Source organism: Streptomyces abyssalis (assembly GCF_001751365.1).
Taxonomy (GTDB): domain Bacteria; phylum Actinomycetota; class Actinomycetes; order Streptomycetales; family Streptomycetaceae; genus Streptomyces; species Streptomyces abyssalis.
Genome location: NZ_LJGT01000037.1, coordinates 676,075 through 693,032 on the forward strand (window position 1 = coordinate 676,075; position 16,958 = coordinate 693,032).

Consider the following 16,958-nt stretch of genomic DNA (forward strand, 5'->3'; position numbering starts at 1 on the left):
TGGCGGACGGATGCCCGCATCAGGAGATGTGGGGGTCGGTACTGCTGGTGATCGATGCGCAGTAGCATCCGCACAACATCCAACGAGGAAGGGCGAAATCACGTGGTGGACATGAAGGCGGCCGCGCGCAAGGTCTTCGATTCGTACGACCTCGACGGCGACGGGCAGATAAGCGCCAAGGAATACCAGCAGGTCGTCGCCGAGCTGCGCGGCGAGCACCTCACCGACGAGCAGGCGCAGCGATTCATCGACGTACTCGACACGGATGGCGACGGAGCGATGTCGTTCGAGGAGTTCTGGGCCCGCAGGGCGGCGCGGACTGACGACCGGCGTTTCGGCCACCCCGCGCGCGGCGCCGGCATGGTGTCGGAGGCCTCCGTTCAGACTCTCCGGCGGGAGGTTGCCGTCGCGGCCGGCGGGCTTGGCCGTCAGACGTGAGGCCAGGGAGTGTGCGGCACGCTCAGATGGCGGTCTCCGACACCAGGATCGTCTTCACGCCCTTGACGCGGACGCTCCCGGCGGTGAGGCGAAGCGAGCAGCTTCCCCCCTGGGCCACTACGCACACCCGGGCCGCTGCCGGAGTCAACTGGAGAGTCGGTGCCGGGAGTTGCCAGCCGTTCAGCGCGACCTCTGCGATCTCCTCGCACACGAGGTAGAAGGTGAGGCTGTTGAACGGCTTGGCTTCCCACTCCGGCAGGGGATGGCTCGGCAGGTCGCCGGTGCTGAGGCCGATGGTGGCGGAGGTGCCGCGCTCGTCGAAGTGCAGGTCCAAGGACGACTGAGAGCGTTGACCTGACGCGAGGACCGCGCCGGGGTGCGGGCCACACTCACGAACCTACGTACCGTCTAGCGCACTTGACCCCCGGACGATCGGAGTAGCCAAGCTCGCAGGTCAGGGGGAGGCGGTACACGCACGACCGTTCCGATGAGCTGCCAGTGTTCGGAGGTGTGCATGCCGTGTGGTCCCAGACTGGTCAGCACCTTCGACAGCTCAGGCCGCACCACAGGCCACTGGCGCGGGCGTTGGTCCAGAACAGTGCTGTCCAATGACGCGTGCCACTGTGCACCCTGTACGCCCCTCTTGGAACTCGTCTCATTTGGCGAGTCTGCGGTAGCAGATGAGGATGCAGGCGATGCTGGTGAAGGCGAGGACGTGGTCAGCTTTGCGTTCGAAGCGGCGGTGGAGGCGGCGGCAGCCGGCGAGCCAGGACATGCGGGCTCGGGTGCGCTTGACTTGTTGTCGAACTTCGGAAAAACAAAATACGGCTCCGACCAGCAGATTCGCCCAATAGCAGTCGAGACCCATGGAGCATTGAATGCCACGCCATGACACGTCGAACGCGCCGGTCTTCAGTCTGTACTACATCGCTATCGATACCGAGGCCGGGGTGACGCCGGAGCAATTCGAAGCCTTTGTTCGCCATAAAGGCGTGCACATACCCTGCTACCCCGGATGGCGCTGGACGATGCTGCGCGGCCTGCGTGGCGAACGAGCCGGCCAATACATGATGCTCTTCGAAATCGATGACGCCGGGCAGCGCGACCGCTACGTGACAGCTGACGGCAATCAAACAGAATTGGCACGCCAGTTCTGGCGCGATCGTCCCGAGGCCCGTGAGCTTGTCCGCGAATGGAGGAAATACGGCACATTCGGCGAATTGCCCACGATCTATACCGACTACCGCTTGCTGGCGGAGAACAAGAAAAGCACCGTCACCGATGGGCCGCGTTATCAGGAGCGCGGCCCGGGGGAAGAACCTCTCGCCCGGGTGATCGGCATCCACAATCTCGCGCTGCGCCCCGACGTCCGGGCAGATACCTTTGAAAGCTTCATCGCTGAGAATCATCATCGTATCGAGGACTATCCCGACTGGAAATTCCGCCTGCTGAAAGGCGAGCGCGGTAACCGGCTGGATCAGTATGTAGTGCTGATGGAGATTGCCAGCCTCGCGGCACTCCATGCGTTCTATCCTGATGCGGACATCGCGACTGCTGAGGCTGCTGCATTCGCCAAGGCCTATCGGGACACGAAGCAGATGTACGAGGAATGGAAGCAGCTGGCTTCGTTCTCCGGCTCACCGCAGATCTACACCGATTATCTGTCGGTGGCGGAAAGCTTGAGCTGACGCAAGTGAGGTGACCTCACCAACTTGCAGTTGGTCTTTCCGTGTTCGAAATGGGTGAGACAAGTGCGGCTTTGACGATGTGGCTGATCTTGCGGGGGCTGGTCGTGGCGTGTCGCAGGGCGCGCCGGCGGCCGGTGAGCAGGGCGAATCCGCGTTCGCCGGGACATCGCAGGCTGCGGAGTAGGGAGCTGTAGGTTCGCGTGTCCACGTCGAGCACCTGACCACCTGCTGGCTGCTTGATCGGTGTGAACACTCCGATGCCGGCTACGTCGTAGCCGTTGGGCCAGGGTGGGCAGGGCGAGTTGCGAGGCGGCTCAGTACAAGGTCGGCTCAGTGTCCGGACGGTGCGCGCCGTCAACTCCTGGTGCTGCCGCTCCAGTTCGCGCGTCAAGATCGTGTTCAGGTCCCCATGGTCGGTGTCTTTCTGTGCGGCGTGGCGTGCCGCGTGTGGTGGCCCTGAGAGGACCCGGGAGGCGGGGGAGGCACGCACGGGGAACCGCTCGGTCTGGACGGCAATACGCCCGGCTCTGGCGCACTTGCTTCGGCGAGCCCGAATCCTCCCGTGATGACCACGAATGCGGAGAACTCGGCGGTTTGAGGCGACCGGCGCCGGGTATGCGAACGAGGCCGCTCGGCCAAGTGTCGCGGCCCGGCCCATCGGTGGACGACGGGGCGCGAGGCCGCCGGAAGGGGCACGTCATGGGTGACATGGTGATCGTGGGCTACCGGCCCAAGCCGGGCGGCGAGGAGGAGCTGCTCGCCCTCACGCGCGAGCACGTGCCCATGCTGCGCCGGTTCGGCCTCGCGACCGACCGGCCTGTGCTCGTGATGCGGGCGAAGGGCCGCGTGATCGTCGAGGTGTTCGAGTGGCGGGACGGCGGGATCACAGCGGCGCACGAGCATCCGGATGTGCTGGCCATGTGGGACAGGTACGTGGCGGTCTGCGACTACGTGCCTCTGAGGGAACTGTCCGAGACGGGGGACATGTTCGCGCAGTTCGAACCGGTCGACCTCTGACGTACCGGTGAAGGCCGGGTCCACGTCGATGGCGCTCAGGCTGCAGCGATCTCTCGTTCACGAAGCGGATCTACGTCCACCCCGATCCGCAGAGCCTGAAGGCGGGTTCGGACAAGCTCGGAGAACTGCTCGGCTGAGCATGATCCAAGAGTGTCGTGTGAGAAATTGTGAGAGATCAGCTCCGGGAACGAAGAAGAGGCACCCCGTAGGATGCCTCTCACCTGCTATTTCTCTGTCGGGACGGCGGGATTTGAACCCACGACCCCTTGACCCCCAGACGGCGGCCAGGCCCTCAGAGCGACGTCCCGCTAGGCGTCGACCTGCTGTTGATGGCTGCTCAGTACCGCCACGGTACGGGGCCGTTGGCGTCAGAATGGGCGTCACCCTCGGCGGCAGACGCACACGCCCCTGAGTGGCGATCTCGCCATTTGCGGAATCAGTCCAGCCACGGACGCTGGCGTAGGCGTGACGTCAGTAGGCCGAGTGGAACGATGGTTCCCGTCGGCACTGGGGAGGGGCTCGATGGGCGGGCTGATCGTCACACTAGATGTCACATTGATCTTGGGTTTCGTGATCTTCTTGCGATTGCAGCGGCGCACTCAGGCTCGGAGCCGGGTAGACGAGAGAATGACCGTATTCATAGTCTTGGTTTTTGGAGTTCTCATCGCGCCTACGGAATTTGGCAAGTGGATTCTCTCCACTCTGAGTTCTATGATTACTTCAGTAAATGGTATGCGACTGTAACTCTCAAATGTGAGAACTCTACAAGACTGCGATGTCTCCCTGAATTCGAATCCCGTTGCCTCCGCGCTTCCTTGTAGGGTTGGCGGATTTCGATGGAATACTCGGCCCCTGGTCTATCGCAGGGTGACACGGTGCAGCTCCCTAGTTAGTCCACCCGCCACCAGGTCGCTCGCGTAGGTTGGTCTCCAGAGGTTTGCCAAGCCGAACCAACCTTGTGACTAAGTGAAGAAATTGCAGGATCTGCGACAAGTATCTTACGTCCCTGGGGCCGTATTCAACACAGAGCGGCCTATATTCGACCAGTCTTTGAGATCCTCCGACAGGACATGATTGAGCTTGTCAAGAATGTCACGCGAGAGTTCTCGTGGATCTTCCCCACGAGCGCGGCGATACTGCATCTCTCTCTTTAGCTCCTGTAGTCGAAATAGTGTCAGTGATCGCAGCTTCCAGAGTTCCTGATCCTGGAATAGGTCACTTCGCGCTGTCACCACCCAAGTGAGTCCCGCCAAAATGGTACTCAAGAGTCCAAACCAAGGCAGCTTCCAGGCAGCGCTAGCCACGCCTAAGACGGCAATTCCGGTATTGAGTAGAGCGATCTGCGTAACAGATTTGCCGACTCCGGACTTGGAGCTATTGCGTATCCTGGCATACTCCTCTTCGTACCAATTCACGTAATGTGAGACGACGCCGAGGGGGTCATCGCCATTCTCTGGAGTCGGAGGTACGCGCATTCCGTCCAGCTTCGGTGAGAGCAGGCTACGTCGCGCGTGCCCTGATCGTGTCATGATCTCACTCCGTCCGATAGTGACCTGGTGGCCGGTACAGATATTCCCCCATCTCGGGAAGCATGGATCAGTGTGAATTCTACTGCGTAATCAGAAGCCGAAGAAGTGATGCGCCAGTTCTCTGACCTGCGTGCGAACGAGAGGCCCACAGCCTGACCTGCGAGTTGGCTGTGGGCCTCTGTCGCCGTCTGTCACCGCTGGGCTACCTCGCACGGGCCCCACGACGGCCCGAACCCGGTCTGCCGGCCTCTCGTTGCGAACTATGGGCACGACGGTCGTTGAGGTCATCTGAGCCGGTCGATCAGCTGCGTGAAGCCACTTGCGTCCGTCTCCGCTCACGGAGGTTGCTGTACTTCGCTGCTGGACAGCAACCTCCTAGAGCCCCGGTAGCACAGAAGGAGTTGATGGTCGGTCAGGTCTGCCGTGGGGGTACCCTAACCCGAGAAGCGTCGACTCACCCCGAAGAGGAATGCTATGAACCTAGATAGTTCCTTTATCGCTCCTTTTGGCGCCCATTGGCGTGCACCCAAGTCATTCATTTCGCAGATGATGCAAGATTCGCTTATTGTGATTGATACCAGCGTACTCTTGGGTCTATATCGAGTCACAATTGACGCCCGATATGAAATGTTGCGGGCATTAAAGGCCGTGCAGCAAAGGGTGTGGGTTCCACATCAGGTAGCTTTGGAATTTCATCGGAACCGGATTTCCGCGGCAAAGGATCAGGCTGACTTTTACTCCACAACGCGCTCATCCCTTGAATCTCTAAGGGACCAGGCAATCCAGAAGATCGGTGAGTTTGCCAACAGGTGTGCGATCGACGCCAACGAAAAGGATGAAATTCAGACTGAATTGCGAAAGGCATTCCGGGGTGTCGAGAGCAGAGTTCGGCAGCATGAGAAGAAGTTTGACTTGTCCACTGATCGTGTGCTAAATGCTGACCCGATCCTCGCTGAGCTCGCACAATTACTGGATGGTCGAGTTGGTGAGCCACTTTCGCCAGAAGCAGATTCTAAGGCGCGGAAGGAGGCGGAACGGAGAAGAGAGGAAAAGCTCCCTCCAGGATACAAGGATCGCGGAAAGGGAAGGAATGCCGACGGCGATTACCTGTGGTGGGAGCAGACTCTGGTGATGGCCGGGGAGCGCGAGTTGCCGGTTCTCATCATCTCTAATGACGAGAAAGAGGATTGGATAAACAAGCAGCTAAATCTCTCGGTAGGCCCCCGAGAGGAGCTTATTTCTGAGATGCGTGAGCGTGCTGGCGTGTCGCTTCAAATAGTTACTTTTGCTGCTTTCCTGGAATCTGCCGGTTCTACGCTCTCGACGACTGTCAGTCCCGGAACTCTGACGCAGGCGAAAATGGCCAGCACGCGGCGATCAGAGATACACTCTTCACCGCTGATCGTCAGTTACGAGTTCTGCGACCGAATCACGGCGTATCTTAGCGAAATGGCCGCCTTCACCGAGGAGAGAATGAAAGAGGCCCTTACTAAGCGGCAACTGGCTGAAGAGTCTGACCCTATTGCGGTAGAGGCTCTTGATGGCGAACTCCGTGCAGCGGAACGTGGCCATGCCCTGTTTCGTAAGCATCAACGCGACTTCGAGATTGCCGTCACTGACGCCTCCCGTATTGGGGATGATCTCCGTCTTCCTTCATTGGACGGTCCGCTGCGAACCTTGGTCGTTCGTAAACTCGCCGACAATCGTGAAGCAGACCGTAATGCAGAGAGAGCCGATTAGTCGGACAAGGTCGGTGTAGCGGGTTTGGGCTGGAGCTGCCTTGGGGCGAGAGATCAGGGGCTCGTAAGCTTCCCGCGACTCGGGCAGTCTCCTGACCTGCCCGCAACAGCCCGAAGTGAGCCCCTGATCTTAGAGCCTCGCCCCAAGGTGGCTGCCTAAAGCCGTGGAGCCGACCGCCCCCGCCGGCACCCCCCTCTCTTGTGGCTAGCGTCCGCGCGCGGGTACGGCGGCCGGGCCGGAGCGGGGCGAAGACAGGAGCGTCGGCCCGGCGGCAAGCCGGGCCGCGCGGCGAGCGGAGCGAGCCCTTGATGAAGTAGGGAAAGTTTGACCGCGCTGGTTGGCTGGCTGCGGTCTCATGGTCGACCGTTCGCCTCGGCTACCGTGACGGCATGCCTTCCTTGCTGGACACACCTGTTGGCGCTGCCGAGCTGGCCGAGTCGCTGTTGCCCCCGCTCGGGAACCGGTGGTTGCACACTCAGGCTGTCGCAGAGCGCGCCCGTGAGGCAGCGCCCGCGGTCCCGGAAGGCGAACGAGACCTCCTGGTTGCTGCGGCCTGGCTGCACGACATCGGCTATGCGCCCGAGCTGAGGCAGACGGGCTTCCATCCGCTCGACGGCGCCCGGCACCTGGAAACTCTGGACGCGCCCCGCCGGCTGGTCTGCCTAGTCGCCCATCACTCCGGTGCGGTGTACGAGGCAGAACAGCGTGGCCTGGTCGAAGAGTTGAAGCCGTACGAACGCGAGGACACTGCGATCCTCGACGCTCTGATCTTCGCGGACATGACGACCGGTCCCGCGGGTGAGCGATTCGACTTCGACCGCCGCATGGACGAGATCCTTGTGCGCTACGAGCCGGGCAGCGAGGTGCATAACGCCATCAGCAACGCTCGTCCATACCTGGGGGCAGCAGTACAGCGAACGCTCGACCGTCTGTCGGCCCCCGCTGAGTAGGTCGACTCAGCCGATGTAGGGCTCTGCCCGTTGCTCAAGGCCCTGGTCGATCCGCAGCCGCATCGACGGATGGATGTTCAGCTCGTCTAGCCGTTCCGGCGCAACGAACGCGACCTCTTTGCTCTCGCTGCTTGTCCGTAGCCGGCCCCCGACGATTCGTGCCGCGAAGCAGATCGAGAACTGCTGTCGGACCTCGCCGTCGTCGTACGCCATGACGTGAGCCGGGTTGGTGAACAACCCAACCAGGCCCGTGACTTCGACATCGAACCCGGTCTCTTCTTTCGTCTCGCGTACGGCTGCGGCGGGCGCGGACTCGCCGACATCGACACCGCCCCCGGGCAGAGCCCAGAGATTGTTGTCGGTCTTGTGGATCAACAGCAGCTCTCCGGCTTCGTTCCTGGCGACAGCCGTGACTGATGGAACGATGCTGTTCGCCTGCGGTGCGTCCGGGTCGTTGAAGTAGTCCACGCGAGCCATGACCCCAGCGTGCCACGACCGCCGGAAGCGGTTACGCAGGCGTTCCGCGTTCCCACGCGTAGTCAAAGCTGCGCATGTAGTGCCGGAACGTCCTTGCCCCGGGCAGGTAGCGGAAGTGCAGCACTGGATTCTGTCCTGCAGGCGCGCCCAGGACGTGAGGGTTGACGAGCATGTCGTCATCGAACCGGTAGATCGAGTTGTAGAGGATTGTGTCGTGCAGCCGCAGCTCGACTCCGGGCGTGCTGGTCGCCGGCGCCATGTAGTGCTGGCTCAGCTTCGCGCGTGCGGCCAGGCTGTCCCCGATACCTTCCTCCTCGCCTCGCTGCTTGATCATCTCTGACTCCGTGTCGCCCAGCAGAACGCGAATGTGAGCGCCTGCCTTGGCCTTCTCGGCGAACTGGTCGGCGAGGTTCGGGTGGCTGTCGAAGAGGAACAGGCCCGCGTACACGAGGATTTCGATCTGGCTGGTCGACTTCTCGATCAGCGACTCCCACAGGTGCCCCGGCACGGCCCCGCGGTTCGGGTAGAAGGTGACGAGCTCGGACGAGCTTGCCGTCTCGGCCTGCTTCTCGACGCTCGGCCACACGTAGACCTCGTCCACTCCGAGGAAGCTCGCTGCCTTCCAGCGGTGGCTGCGGTGCGGTGTCCGCTCCAGCGTGATCCAGCGCTCGACGCTCTTGGGGTCCACTCCGACGTGCTCGGCCAGCGAAGCGACGGTCTCGCCCTTCGCTGAAATCGCCGCCCGCAGACGCTCGTTCGCCATGAGCCCGGACCTTCCCCTAGGACGTTGGGACGTTTTGACGTTACCTCAGACGTCCCTAAACGTCCATCAGGGCCGTGATGCGTCCACCCTTTCTCGCGGTTCTCTGATCGTGCCGACGCAGTTTCGGCTCAACCCAACAGAGATCAGGAGAACCAGACGATGCGTCAGATCCCCGTGGACACCACCACCGCCGCGATGATGGTTGCCCAGCCTCCGCAGCCCAAGGTCATCAATCGCCAGACCGGCGAGATCGCCACCGACCGCGACACCGGCGCGAAGCTCATGACGGTCAACGTCATGTTCGCCATGGACGGCAACGCCGAGGTCCTGAACGTCACTGTCCCGGAGACCGGCGTCGCCGACGAGCTGACCATGGGCACGCCCGTGGCCCTGACCGGGCTGATCGCCCGTCCCTGGGAGAACGAGTTCAACGGTCAGAAGCGGCACGGCATCAGCTTCCGCGCCGTGGCGGTCACGTCCCTCGCGCAGGCTCAGAACGCGGCGGCCTGACCATGAACACCATTCTGATCGCCGCTGTGATCGCTGGTGGGCTGGCGCTGCTCCGGTGGCTTCGCCCCGCCTGGTTCTGGCTGTGCCTCGGGCTCCCGCTCGCCGCTGCGCGAGTGCTGATCCGGTATGGCTCGGTCATGGAAGCCTGCGGGCTTACCGTCCCGCCGTCCCGCATGCGGCTCGCCGTGGCTCGGGCCACCCGCACCGAGGTTCCGTCCTCGCGGGTGCCGCGCATCATCCGCCTGACGCCGACCCGTACTGGTCTCGTCCTCCGGATCAAGATGCGGCCCGGACAGGACGCCTTCGACTTCATCGCCTCGTCCGACCGTCTCCGGCACTCCTTCAAGATGCAGGGCGTGACCGGCCGGGAGGTTAAGGCCGGTGTGGTCGAGCTGCGGATGACCGGCTACGACGTGCTCAAGCGGGTCCAGATGCCCGCCAAGACCGAGACGAAGACACTCCGCATCCCGGTCTCGCTCCGCGAGGACGGTGCGATCCACTACCGCGACTACCGGGAGGTCCCGCACTCGCTCAACATCGGGGCCACGCAGTCCGGGAAGTCCGTCTACCAGCGCCGCCTGGTGAGCGAACTCGCCCCGCAGCCGGTGGCCTTGGTGGGCATCGACTGCAAGAACGGCGTGGAGCTGGCACCGCTGGCGCGCCGCTTCTCCGCCCTCGCCTGCAATCCGGATGACGCGCTCGGGCTCCTGGACGGACTCCTCGATCGCATGGAAGTGATCTACGAGATCATCCGGCGCGAACAGCGCATCAGCTCAGACGTACCGGATGCGGAGATCACTGCCGACATCTGGGGGCTGCCCGAGCACCTGCAGCCCACTCCGGTCGTCCTGCTGGTGGACGAGGTCGCCGAACTCGCCCTCTTCGCCTCGAAGAAGGAAGAGAAGCGGCGCGACGCCATCGTGACTGCGCTCGTACGCCTCGCCCAGCTCGGTCGGGCCGCCGGCATCTACGTCGAGATCTGCGGACAGCGCTTCGGTGCTGACCTCGGCAACGGAATCACCCTGCTCCGCTCGCAGTTGACCGGCCGCGTCTCGCACCGCGTCAACGACGAAGCCTCCGCCCGGATGGTCTTCGGCGACATCTCGCCCGACGCGATGGGCGCCACGGTGCAGATCCCGACCGACCGTCCCGGTACGGCCGTTGCTGCCGAGTCCTCCGGTGGCTGGGTCCTCACACGCACCCCGTACACGACGCTCCGACAGGCCGTGAACACCTGCAACCGCCACGCGGACCTGACCCCGGAACTGCCCGAACTAGCCGACTGGCGCCCGGATCTGCGCATCTCCCTCGTCAAGACGGCCCCCGCCGACGAACTGATGAGCCGCGCCGCCTGACGCCCCACGAACCGACCGACGAAAGGAGGGATGAGACATGAACAGGATGCCTCGGGTCGACGCTGTGCTCGTCCAGGCCGTCATCGCCGGCGCCCTGTCGTTCGCGCACCTCCACGACATCGCCGCCGCTGCGGGACAGGACGGCTGGAAGGCGTGGGCCTACCCGGTCAGCGTGGACCTGCTGCTCGTCGCCGCATGGCGCCGCATCCGCAGCCTGAAAGCCGTTGGTGAACCATGCGGTCTCGCCTGGTGCTGGTTCGTTGTCGCGCTCGCAGCCTCGCTCGGAGCCAACGTGGCCACAGCTGGCCTGCTCGACCTGGACGCCGTTCCTGCCTGGCTGCGCATCCTCGTCGCTGGCTGGCCTGCGCTGGCCTTCTTCGGCGGAACGCTCCTGGCCCACTCACCCAACGGAGAGCGGGAGAGCGCACCGTCCACTGAAGTCGGACGCACTGAGACCGGGGACGAGTCGCCTGTCCTAGCGGATGCGCTTGACCGACCCGAACTGCCGGAAGCTGAAGCCACTCCGGCTCCGGTCGAGCCCGCACCGCCGGCACTGGCGCTGGACGTGCCTCCCGCGCTCATCACCCACGCCCGGAAGCTCGCCGACGCCCACCAGGCGCAGACCGGCGGCCCCATCGACACCGACACACTCCGCGCCCGACTCGGCGTCCCGGCCCCCATGGCCGACGCCATCGCAACCCAACTGACCTGAGAGGAACTGACCATGCCTGCCCGCGACTTCTTCCACTCCGTCGAACGCATCGGCCCCGTGCAGATCGGCACACACCGCAGCCGCCGATCCGGCGAGACCCGACACGCGGCCGTCTGCACCTCGGAGCGCTGCGGCTGGTCCGCCGACTACGCCAACCGGTCGGCCGCCCAACTCGCTGCCCGTACCCACCGCTGCCGCGTCCGCTGAGGAGGCATCCACATGACCGTGCACGTTCCGCTCGTCCTGCTCCTGGCCCTGGTCGGCTACTTCGGCATCCGCCTCTTCCGGCCGCCGACATGGCTCGTGGTCGTCCTGCTCCTGGGCGGCTTCCTGCTGGCAGACACCTTCCTCGCCCCCGCGATCGACTCCGGCGCCCGCACCGGCACCGAGATCGTCAACGGCACCAACGACTGAACAAGGAGACAGCCCATGTTCCAGCCCAAGTACCCGACCGCGCCGCTTCCGACAGCCACCAGCCCGGCCTCCGTCGTCACACCGACCGCGATCGACCAGTACCCGCAGCACCAGACAGCCACTGCCTACGCACAGCCGCAGTACGCCGTGCCCGCCCCGGCTGTCCCTCAGAGCCCGGCGCTCCTTACCCCCGGACGGGTCGGAACAGCCGTCGTCGGTGGAACCGCCGCCGTGCTCATTGTCGGCACGGTTCTCGTTTCGCTGCTCCTGGCCGTCGCCGTCACCGCGGCTGCTGTCGCCGTCTGCGCGGTGGTCATCCGTTCGCTCATCAACTCGCAGTACAAGCGCCTCTGACCGGCCCTCGGGGCGGCCCTGATACCGCCAAGCATCTGCCGCCCCGAGAGCGCTGCCCCTTCCCGACCAGAGATCGAAAAGGAGACACCATCATGACCCACCGCGCACCGGCACAGCAGCCGCTCTGCCGAGACTGCGACGGCTTCCCCGTCGTCGCCATCGACACGGGATCGCTCAACCCGGACGGCACCCGGAACACGCTCCACGTCACCTGCCGGGCATGCCAGGGAACCGGCCGCACCTCCTCCGCCCCCGTTCTCTCCGGAGGGCGCGCATGACGAAGCCCGCTACCTTCGCGGGCCTGGACCCGGTCACCTTCGGCGACGCGCTGAGGGTGGCCGGGTCCGCCGATTTCGCCCGCTGGGAAGACCAGATTCGCCGCACTGGAGGCTGCTCCAACCCTGTTCACCTCACCGGCTGGACACTGACCAGGGACAAGACAACCGGCGAGACGCTGCACCACTACAGCACCGAGCACGAACCGGGCGGACGCCTCCGCGTCGCATGCGGCAACCGCCGTGCCTCCCGCTGCCCGGCCTGCGCTCGCACGTACTCCGCCGACACCTACCACCTCATACGTGCCGGACTCGCGGGCGACGACACCAAGGACGTGCCGGCCTCCGTCCGGGACCATCCGCGCGTCTTCGCCACCCTGACGGCACCGAGCTTCGGGCGCGTGCACAACCGGCCCGACTCCGACCGCTGCCGGTGTGGCGTCCAGCATCGAGCGGGAGACCCGGACCTCGGGACACCGCTGGACCCGGAGTGCTACGACTACGCCGGAGCGGTGCTGTTCAACAACTACGCCGGACAGCTCTGGGCACGCTTCGCCAACCGACTCCGCCGTGAGATCGCAGGCCGCGCCGGACTATCCCAGCGAGAACTGCGGGAGGTCTGCCGCATCTCCTACGGCAAGGTCGCCGAGTTCCAGAAGCGCGGCGCCATCCACTTCCACGCCGTGATCCGCCTCGACGGCCCGGACGGTCCCGATGACCCGCCTCCCTCCTGGGCACGGACCAGCCTCCTCGATGACGCCATCCGTGCAGCCGCTCGACACAGCTACACGACCGTCAGCGTTCCAACTGCCGGCAACGAGCCTGCGCGTTCACTGCGTTGGGGCGACCAGCTCGACATCCGCCCCGTACGGGCCTTCGGCGACGGGACCGAACTCACCGAACAGGCAGTCGCCTCCTACGTCGCGAAGTACGCCACCAAGGCTGCGGAGAACACAGGCACGCTCGATCGCCGCATCGGCGAACTCGCCGAGCTGGAACGGCACGACGTACCCGAGCACACCCAACGGCTCATCCGGGCCTGCCGGGACCTCGACCGCGTGTATCCCGACCGGCGGCTGTGGGCCTGGGCACACATGCTCGGCTTCCGGGGCCACTTCTCCACCAAGTCCCGGCACTACTCCGTGACCCTCGGCTCGATCCGGCAGGAACGGGCCGACTACCGCGCCGCCGAACAAGCCGCCGCGCTGGACCTCGAGGACCTGGAGCCGGACACCGTGCTCGTCCTCGCCGACTGGCAGTACGCCGGGCACGGCTACACGCCGGGCGAATCAGCTCTCGCCGCCAGCATCGCCCGAGACCTCCAACTCAACCGCGACACCGCACGCGAAGCCCTGCAAGACCAGCGCGCCATGGAAGGAGCACTGCGATGACTGCCCCCAACGACGAGCTGCTGACCGTGCCCGACGTCATGGCCCGGCTCAAACTCGGCCGCTCCACGGTCTACGACCTGATCCGCTCACACCGGCTCGCCTCCATCACCATCGGCCGCTCCCGCCGCGTGCCGACCAGCTCCCTGTCCGACTTCATCGAACGCGAACTTGAGGAGGCCGCCTGATGGCACGACGTCGCCCCAACGGAACGGGCACTGTCACCAAGCGCAAGGACGGCCGCTATCACGGTCGTGCCTACGCCCTCACGCCGACCGGAGAGCGAGTTCGCGTATCGGTTTACGGCAAGACCTGGGACGAGGCGAACGACAAGCTCAACGAAGTGATGCGCGAGACCCGCGCCGGAAACCCGGTGAAGCGCGAAGTCGTCAAGCTTGGCGACTACCTCGACTACTGGTGTGGCCAGGTCGCTCCGTCCCAGGTGCGTCCGTCGACGCTGGCGAGCTACGAGACTTTCATCCGGCTGCACATCAAGCCGCGGCTTGGTTCCAAGCGGCTCGATCGGCTCACGCCTACGGACATCCGCGGCTTCCTCCGGGTGATGTCCACTGAACCGGGCCGCCATGGCAAGCCGCTCTCGCCTCGCTCCGTCCAATACCTGCACGCCATCCTGCGCAACGTCCTCCAGCACGCGATGCGGGAGGAACTGCTCGTCCGCAACGTCGCCCGCCTGGTGCAAGTCCCTACCGGCCAGCCGCGCGAGGTGCAGCCGCTGACGCAGCAGGAGGTCAGTGCACTGCTCACCGCGGCGCGGGGACGACGCCTCTACGCGGCCTACGTGCTGATGCTCGCGGTCGGATTGCGAAAGGGGGAAGCGCTGGGGCTGCGCTGGTCCGACGTCGACCTGGATGCACGGACGCTGCGGGTGCGGTCGACCTTGCAGCGGCTGAACGGAGAGCTGCACATCTCGGCCCCGAAGACCTCGCGATCCCGCCGGACCCTGGTCCTCCCGCGCGCCTGTGTCGTGGCCCTGCGATGGCAGCGGCTCCGCCTGCGTGATGAGCAGTCCGCTGCCGGCCGCGTCTGGGACTCGAACGGTCCGATCTTCGTAACCGGCGAGGGGCGTCCCACCGAGCCTCGGAACCTGAACCGGGACTTCTATGCGCTGTGCAAGAAGGCGGGGATCACGCGTCACGTGCGGGTGCACGACCTGCGGCACACCTGCGCGACGATCCTGCTTTCACAGGGCGTGGACCCTCGGGTGATCATGGATACGCTCGGTCACAGCACGATCGGGATGACGCTGAACACCTACGCTCACGTCCTGCCGGCCGCGAACCGGGCCGCCGCTGCCCAGATGGATTCGGCGCTGGACGGCTGGCGTCAAAGTTAGGCGTCAGACATGCAAAAGGGGCCTTCTCTCTTCGGAGAAAGGCCCCTGATCTGCGTCGGGACGGCGGGATTTGAACCCACGACCCCTTGACCCCCAGTCAAGTGCGCTACCAAACTGCGCCACGTCCCGGTGCTCGATCCGGCCCGGGACCTGTGCCCGTGCCGCTCGCGCACGAAGAACAATACATGACGTCCGGTGGTGTCCGCTCACCCCTTCCTGCCCCCCTTCCCGGCCCTCACCAGGCCGCCCGCCTGGGTGCTGTGCGGCGGGTTTGCGCCGGAGGGCCGGGGGAACCGCGGGCAGGGTCCGCGAAGGTCCCTAGGTCTGGAGTGCCAGCCGTGAGCCGGTCCCGCATTGTCATCGTCGGAGCTGGATTCGCCGGGTACAGGGCAGCGAGGACGCTCTCACGCAAGTTCCGCGGATCGGCGGAGATCGTGCTCGTCAACCCGAACGACTACTTCCTCTACGTGCCCCTGCTCCCCGAGGTCTCCGCCGGCGTACTGGAGCCACGCCGGGTCTCGGTGTCCCTGGCGGGCACGTTGCGTGGCGTACGGCTGGTGCTGGGCGAGGTCGACGGGGTCGACCTAGGGGCGAGGAAGATCACGTACGTGGACCCCGAGGGCAGTGCGGGAGAGCTGCGCTACGACCGGCTCGTGCTGACCGTGGGAAGCGTGAACAAGCTGCTGCCCATCCCCGGAGTCGCCGAGCACGCACATGGGTTCCGGGGCATGCCCGAAGCGCTGTATCTGCGTGATCACATCACGCGGCAGATCGCCATGGCCGCGTCGAGCGAGGACCCTGCCGAGAGCGACGCGCGCTGCACCTTCGTCGTCGTCGGCGCGGGCTACACGGGCACCGAAGTCGCCGCGCACGGAAAGCTGTTCACCGATTCTCTCGCCAAGCAGCACCGCCGCGCCGGCAACGGCTTGCGCGGTGACCGGCTGCCGCGCTGGCTGCTTCTGGACATCGCGCCGCGTGTGCTGCCGGAACTGGACAGGCGTCTGTCGCGGACTGCGCACCGGGTGCTGGCCAAGCGCGGCGTGGAGATACGTACGGGCATGTCGGTGAAGGAGGCCACCAAGGAAGGAGTCCTCCTGGACGACGGCGAGTTCGTCAGCACTCAGTCCCTGATCTGGTGCGTGGGCGTACGGCCGGATCCGCTGGTGGAGGAGACCGGACTTCCCTCGGAGAAGGGCCGGTTGTGCGTCGACGAGTATCTGCAGGTCCCGGGCCACCCGGAGGTGTACGCGTGCGGTGACGCGGCCGCGGTGCCGGACCTCACGCGGCCCGGCGAGTACACGCCGATGACCGGTCAGCACGCGGTGCGGCAGGGGAAGACGGTGGCGCACAACGTCGCCGCGTCGTACGGGTACGGCGAGCGGCGTCCGTACAAGCACAACGACTTGGGGTTCACCGTCGACCTGGGAGGACTGCAGGCGGCGGCGAATCCGCTGGGGGTGCCGCTGGCCGGGCCGCTCGCGAACGCGGTGATGCGGGCCTATCACCTGGCGGCGCTGCCGGGGAACCGCGTGCGCGTGGCGGCCGACTGGCTGCTGGACGCGGTACTGCCGCGGCAGGCCGTGCAGCTGGGGCTTGTGAGGTCGTGGTCGGTTCCTCTGGAGTCCTCGTCGCCGGAGCTGGCGCGCTCCCCGAGCGGGTCGGGTGCCCGCGGGGGCCGTGGCACTCCCGGCGCCGGGAGTGCGCGGGGCCCGCGTTCCGGCGACTGAGATTCGCTCTCCAGGGTGAGAGGCGTGTGCACAACTCCCGTGCTGTCCACAGAAAGTAGCGGATGCGCACCGTGAGTGACGAAGGCGGGCTAGCTTTTCCTCGTTCCCGGCGAGAGGCGCCGGGTGGGCTTGGAAGAGGAGGGGCCCATGCACGGGGGACTGCCGTTCATCGGTGTCAGCGTGCTGGTCTACGGGGTGGTCGGGGCCGTCGTCATAGCGCGTGAAGGCCTGCGGTGGTGCGGCCGGGGACGGCCTGCCGGGGATGTC

19 protein-coding genes, 1 tRNA gene and 1 pseudogene are annotated in these 16,958 nt (G+C 65.2%); 16 read left to right on the forward strand and 5 right to left on the reverse strand.

Features of this window, described 5'->3' with window-relative positions:
* The first annotated feature begins 111 nt into the window (after positions 1 to 111).
* Positions 112 to 438 carry an EF-hand domain-containing protein gene (locus AN215_RS30825; protein ID WP_420856117.1) on the forward strand — a complete coding sequence of 109 codons (327 nt, stop codon included), beginning with the start codon at positions 112 to 114 and terminating at the stop codon, positions 436 to 438.
* A 22-nt stretch (positions 439 to 460) separates the two neighbouring features.
* Here the strand turns inward: AN215_RS30825 and AN215_RS06120 are convergent, their stop codons facing one another.
* Positions 461 to 772, reverse strand: a complete 312-nt coding sequence (locus AN215_RS06120; RefSeq protein ID WP_070009811.1) for an Imm50 family immunity protein — start codon at positions 770 to 772, stop codon at positions 461 to 463.
* Positions 773 to 1,093: 321 nt separating this feature from the next.
* Positions 1,094 to 1,243: pseudogene (locus tag AN215_RS06125) on the reverse strand (IS5/IS1182 family transposase); the annotation flags it as partial.
* 73 nt (positions 1,244 to 1,316) lie between these two features.
* On the opposite strand from AN215_RS06125, the gene AN215_RS06130 reads away from it, so the two are divergent.
* The 4 genes from AN215_RS06130 (at position 1,317) to AN215_RS06140 (ending at position 7,362) form a co-directional block, all read left to right on the forward strand.
* Positions 1,317 to 2,126, forward strand: a complete 810-nt coding sequence (locus tag AN215_RS06130; RefSeq protein ID WP_070009810.1) for a hypothetical protein — start codon at positions 1,317 to 1,319, stop codon at positions 2,124 to 2,126.
* A 699-nt stretch (positions 2,127 to 2,825) separates the two neighbouring features.
* Positions 2,826 to 3,143 carry a hypothetical protein gene (locus tag AN215_RS06135; RefSeq protein ID WP_070009809.1) on the forward strand — a complete coding sequence of 106 codons (318 nt, stop codon included), beginning with the start codon at positions 2,826 to 2,828 and terminating at the stop codon, positions 3,141 to 3,143.
* A gap of 2,003 nt (positions 3,144 to 5,146) precedes the next feature.
* Positions 5,147 to 6,412, forward strand: coding sequence for a PIN-like domain-containing protein (locus tag AN215_RS29485; RefSeq protein ID WP_141743618.1), 1,266 nt, complete (start codon positions 5,147 to 5,149; stop codon positions 6,410 to 6,412).
* 389 nt (positions 6,413 to 6,801) lie between these two features.
* Positions 6,802 to 7,362: an HD domain-containing protein gene (locus tag AN215_RS06140; RefSeq protein ID WP_070009808.1), complete on the forward strand. Its 561-nt coding sequence runs from the start codon at positions 6,802 to 6,804 to the stop codon at positions 7,360 to 7,362.
* A gap of 6 nt (positions 7,363 to 7,368) precedes the next feature.
* Here AN215_RS06140 and AN215_RS06145 read toward each other — a convergent pair whose 3' ends face one another.
* A complete protein-coding gene (locus tag AN215_RS06145; protein ID WP_070009807.1) occupies positions 7,369 to 7,839 on the reverse strand; it encodes an NUDIX hydrolase in 471 nt (156 codons plus the stop codon).
* A 31-nt stretch (positions 7,840 to 7,870) separates the two neighbouring features.
* Entirely contained in the window at positions 7,871 to 8,602 is a 732-nt protein-coding gene (locus tag AN215_RS06150) for a helix-turn-helix domain-containing protein (RefSeq protein WP_070009806.1), read from the reverse strand.
* Positions 8,603 to 8,761: 159 nt separating this feature from the next.
* Here AN215_RS06150 and AN215_RS06155 point away from each other — a divergent pair, with 159 nt between their 5' ends.
* The 10 genes from AN215_RS06155 to AN215_RS06200 all read left to right on the forward strand — a co-directional run bounded on the left by AN215_RS06155 (position 8,762) and on the right by AN215_RS06200 (position 14,964).
* Positions 8,762 to 9,112 (forward strand): SCO3933 family regulatory protein, encoded by a 351-nt coding sequence (locus AN215_RS06155; RefSeq protein ID WP_070009804.1) that lies wholly within the window; start codon positions 8,762 to 8,764, stop codon positions 9,110 to 9,112.
* Between the two features lie 2 nt (positions 9,113 to 9,114).
* Positions 9,115 to 10,467 (forward strand): FtsK/SpoIIIE domain-containing protein, encoded by a 1,353-nt coding sequence (locus AN215_RS06160; RefSeq protein WP_079122736.1) that lies wholly within the window; start codon positions 9,115 to 9,117, stop codon positions 10,465 to 10,467.
* A gap of 37 nt (positions 10,468 to 10,504) precedes the next feature.
* Positions 10,505 to 11,179, forward strand: coding sequence for a DUF2637 domain-containing protein (locus AN215_RS06165; RefSeq protein WP_070009800.1), 675 nt, complete (start codon positions 10,505 to 10,507; stop codon positions 11,177 to 11,179).
* A gap of 12 nt (positions 11,180 to 11,191) precedes the next feature.
* Positions 11,192 to 11,386 carry a mobile element transfer protein gene (locus AN215_RS06170; RefSeq protein WP_070009798.1) on the forward strand — a complete coding sequence of 65 codons (195 nt, stop codon included), beginning with the start codon at positions 11,192 to 11,194 and terminating at the stop codon, positions 11,384 to 11,386.
* Between the two features lie 12 nt (positions 11,387 to 11,398).
* Positions 11,399 to 11,593 (forward strand): hypothetical protein, encoded by a 195-nt coding sequence (locus AN215_RS06175; protein ID WP_070009797.1) that lies wholly within the window; start codon positions 11,399 to 11,401, stop codon positions 11,591 to 11,593.
* Between the two features lie 15 nt (positions 11,594 to 11,608).
* The gene (locus tag AN215_RS06180) at positions 11,609 to 11,947 is read left to right on the forward strand and encodes a hypothetical protein (RefSeq protein WP_070009796.1); all 339 of its coding nucleotides are present in this window, start codon (positions 11,609 to 11,611) and stop codon (positions 11,945 to 11,947) included.
* 92 nt (positions 11,948 to 12,039) lie between these two features.
* Positions 12,040 to 12,225 carry a hypothetical protein gene (locus AN215_RS06185; RefSeq protein WP_070009793.1) on the forward strand — a complete coding sequence of 62 codons (186 nt, stop codon included), beginning with the start codon at positions 12,040 to 12,042 and terminating at the stop codon, positions 12,223 to 12,225.
* Positions 12,222 to 13,613, forward strand: coding sequence for a replication initiator protein RepSA (repSA, locus tag AN215_RS06190; RefSeq protein ID WP_070009791.1), 1,392 nt, complete (start codon positions 12,222 to 12,224; stop codon positions 13,611 to 13,613). Before AN215_RS06185 ends, repSA begins: the two co-directional genes overlap by 4 nt.
* Positions 13,610 to 13,798, forward strand: coding sequence for a helix-turn-helix domain-containing protein (locus AN215_RS06195; RefSeq protein ID WP_070009789.1), 189 nt, complete (start codon positions 13,610 to 13,612; stop codon positions 13,796 to 13,798). Before repSA ends, AN215_RS06195 begins: the two co-directional genes overlap by 4 nt.
* Positions 13,798 to 14,964, forward strand: a complete 1,167-nt coding sequence (locus AN215_RS06200; RefSeq protein ID WP_070009787.1) for a tyrosine-type recombinase/integrase — start codon at positions 13,798 to 13,800, stop codon at positions 14,962 to 14,964. The genes AN215_RS06195 and AN215_RS06200 overlap by 1 nt, the downstream gene beginning before the upstream one ends.
* Before the next feature lie 55 nt (positions 14,965 to 15,019).
* On the opposite strand, the gene AN215_RS06205 is transcribed toward AN215_RS06200, so the two are convergent.
* Positions 15,020 to 15,093, reverse strand: a tRNA-Pro gene (locus AN215_RS06205).
* 209 nt (positions 15,094 to 15,302) lie between these two features.
* On the opposite strand from AN215_RS06205, the gene AN215_RS06210 reads away from it, so the two are divergent.
* The gene (locus AN215_RS06210) at positions 15,303 to 16,691 is read left to right on the forward strand and encodes an NAD(P)/FAD-dependent oxidoreductase (RefSeq protein ID WP_171904134.1); all 1,389 of its coding nucleotides are present in this window, start codon (positions 15,303 to 15,305) and stop codon (positions 16,689 to 16,691) included.
* Positions 16,692 to 16,958: the final 267 nt, after the last annotated feature.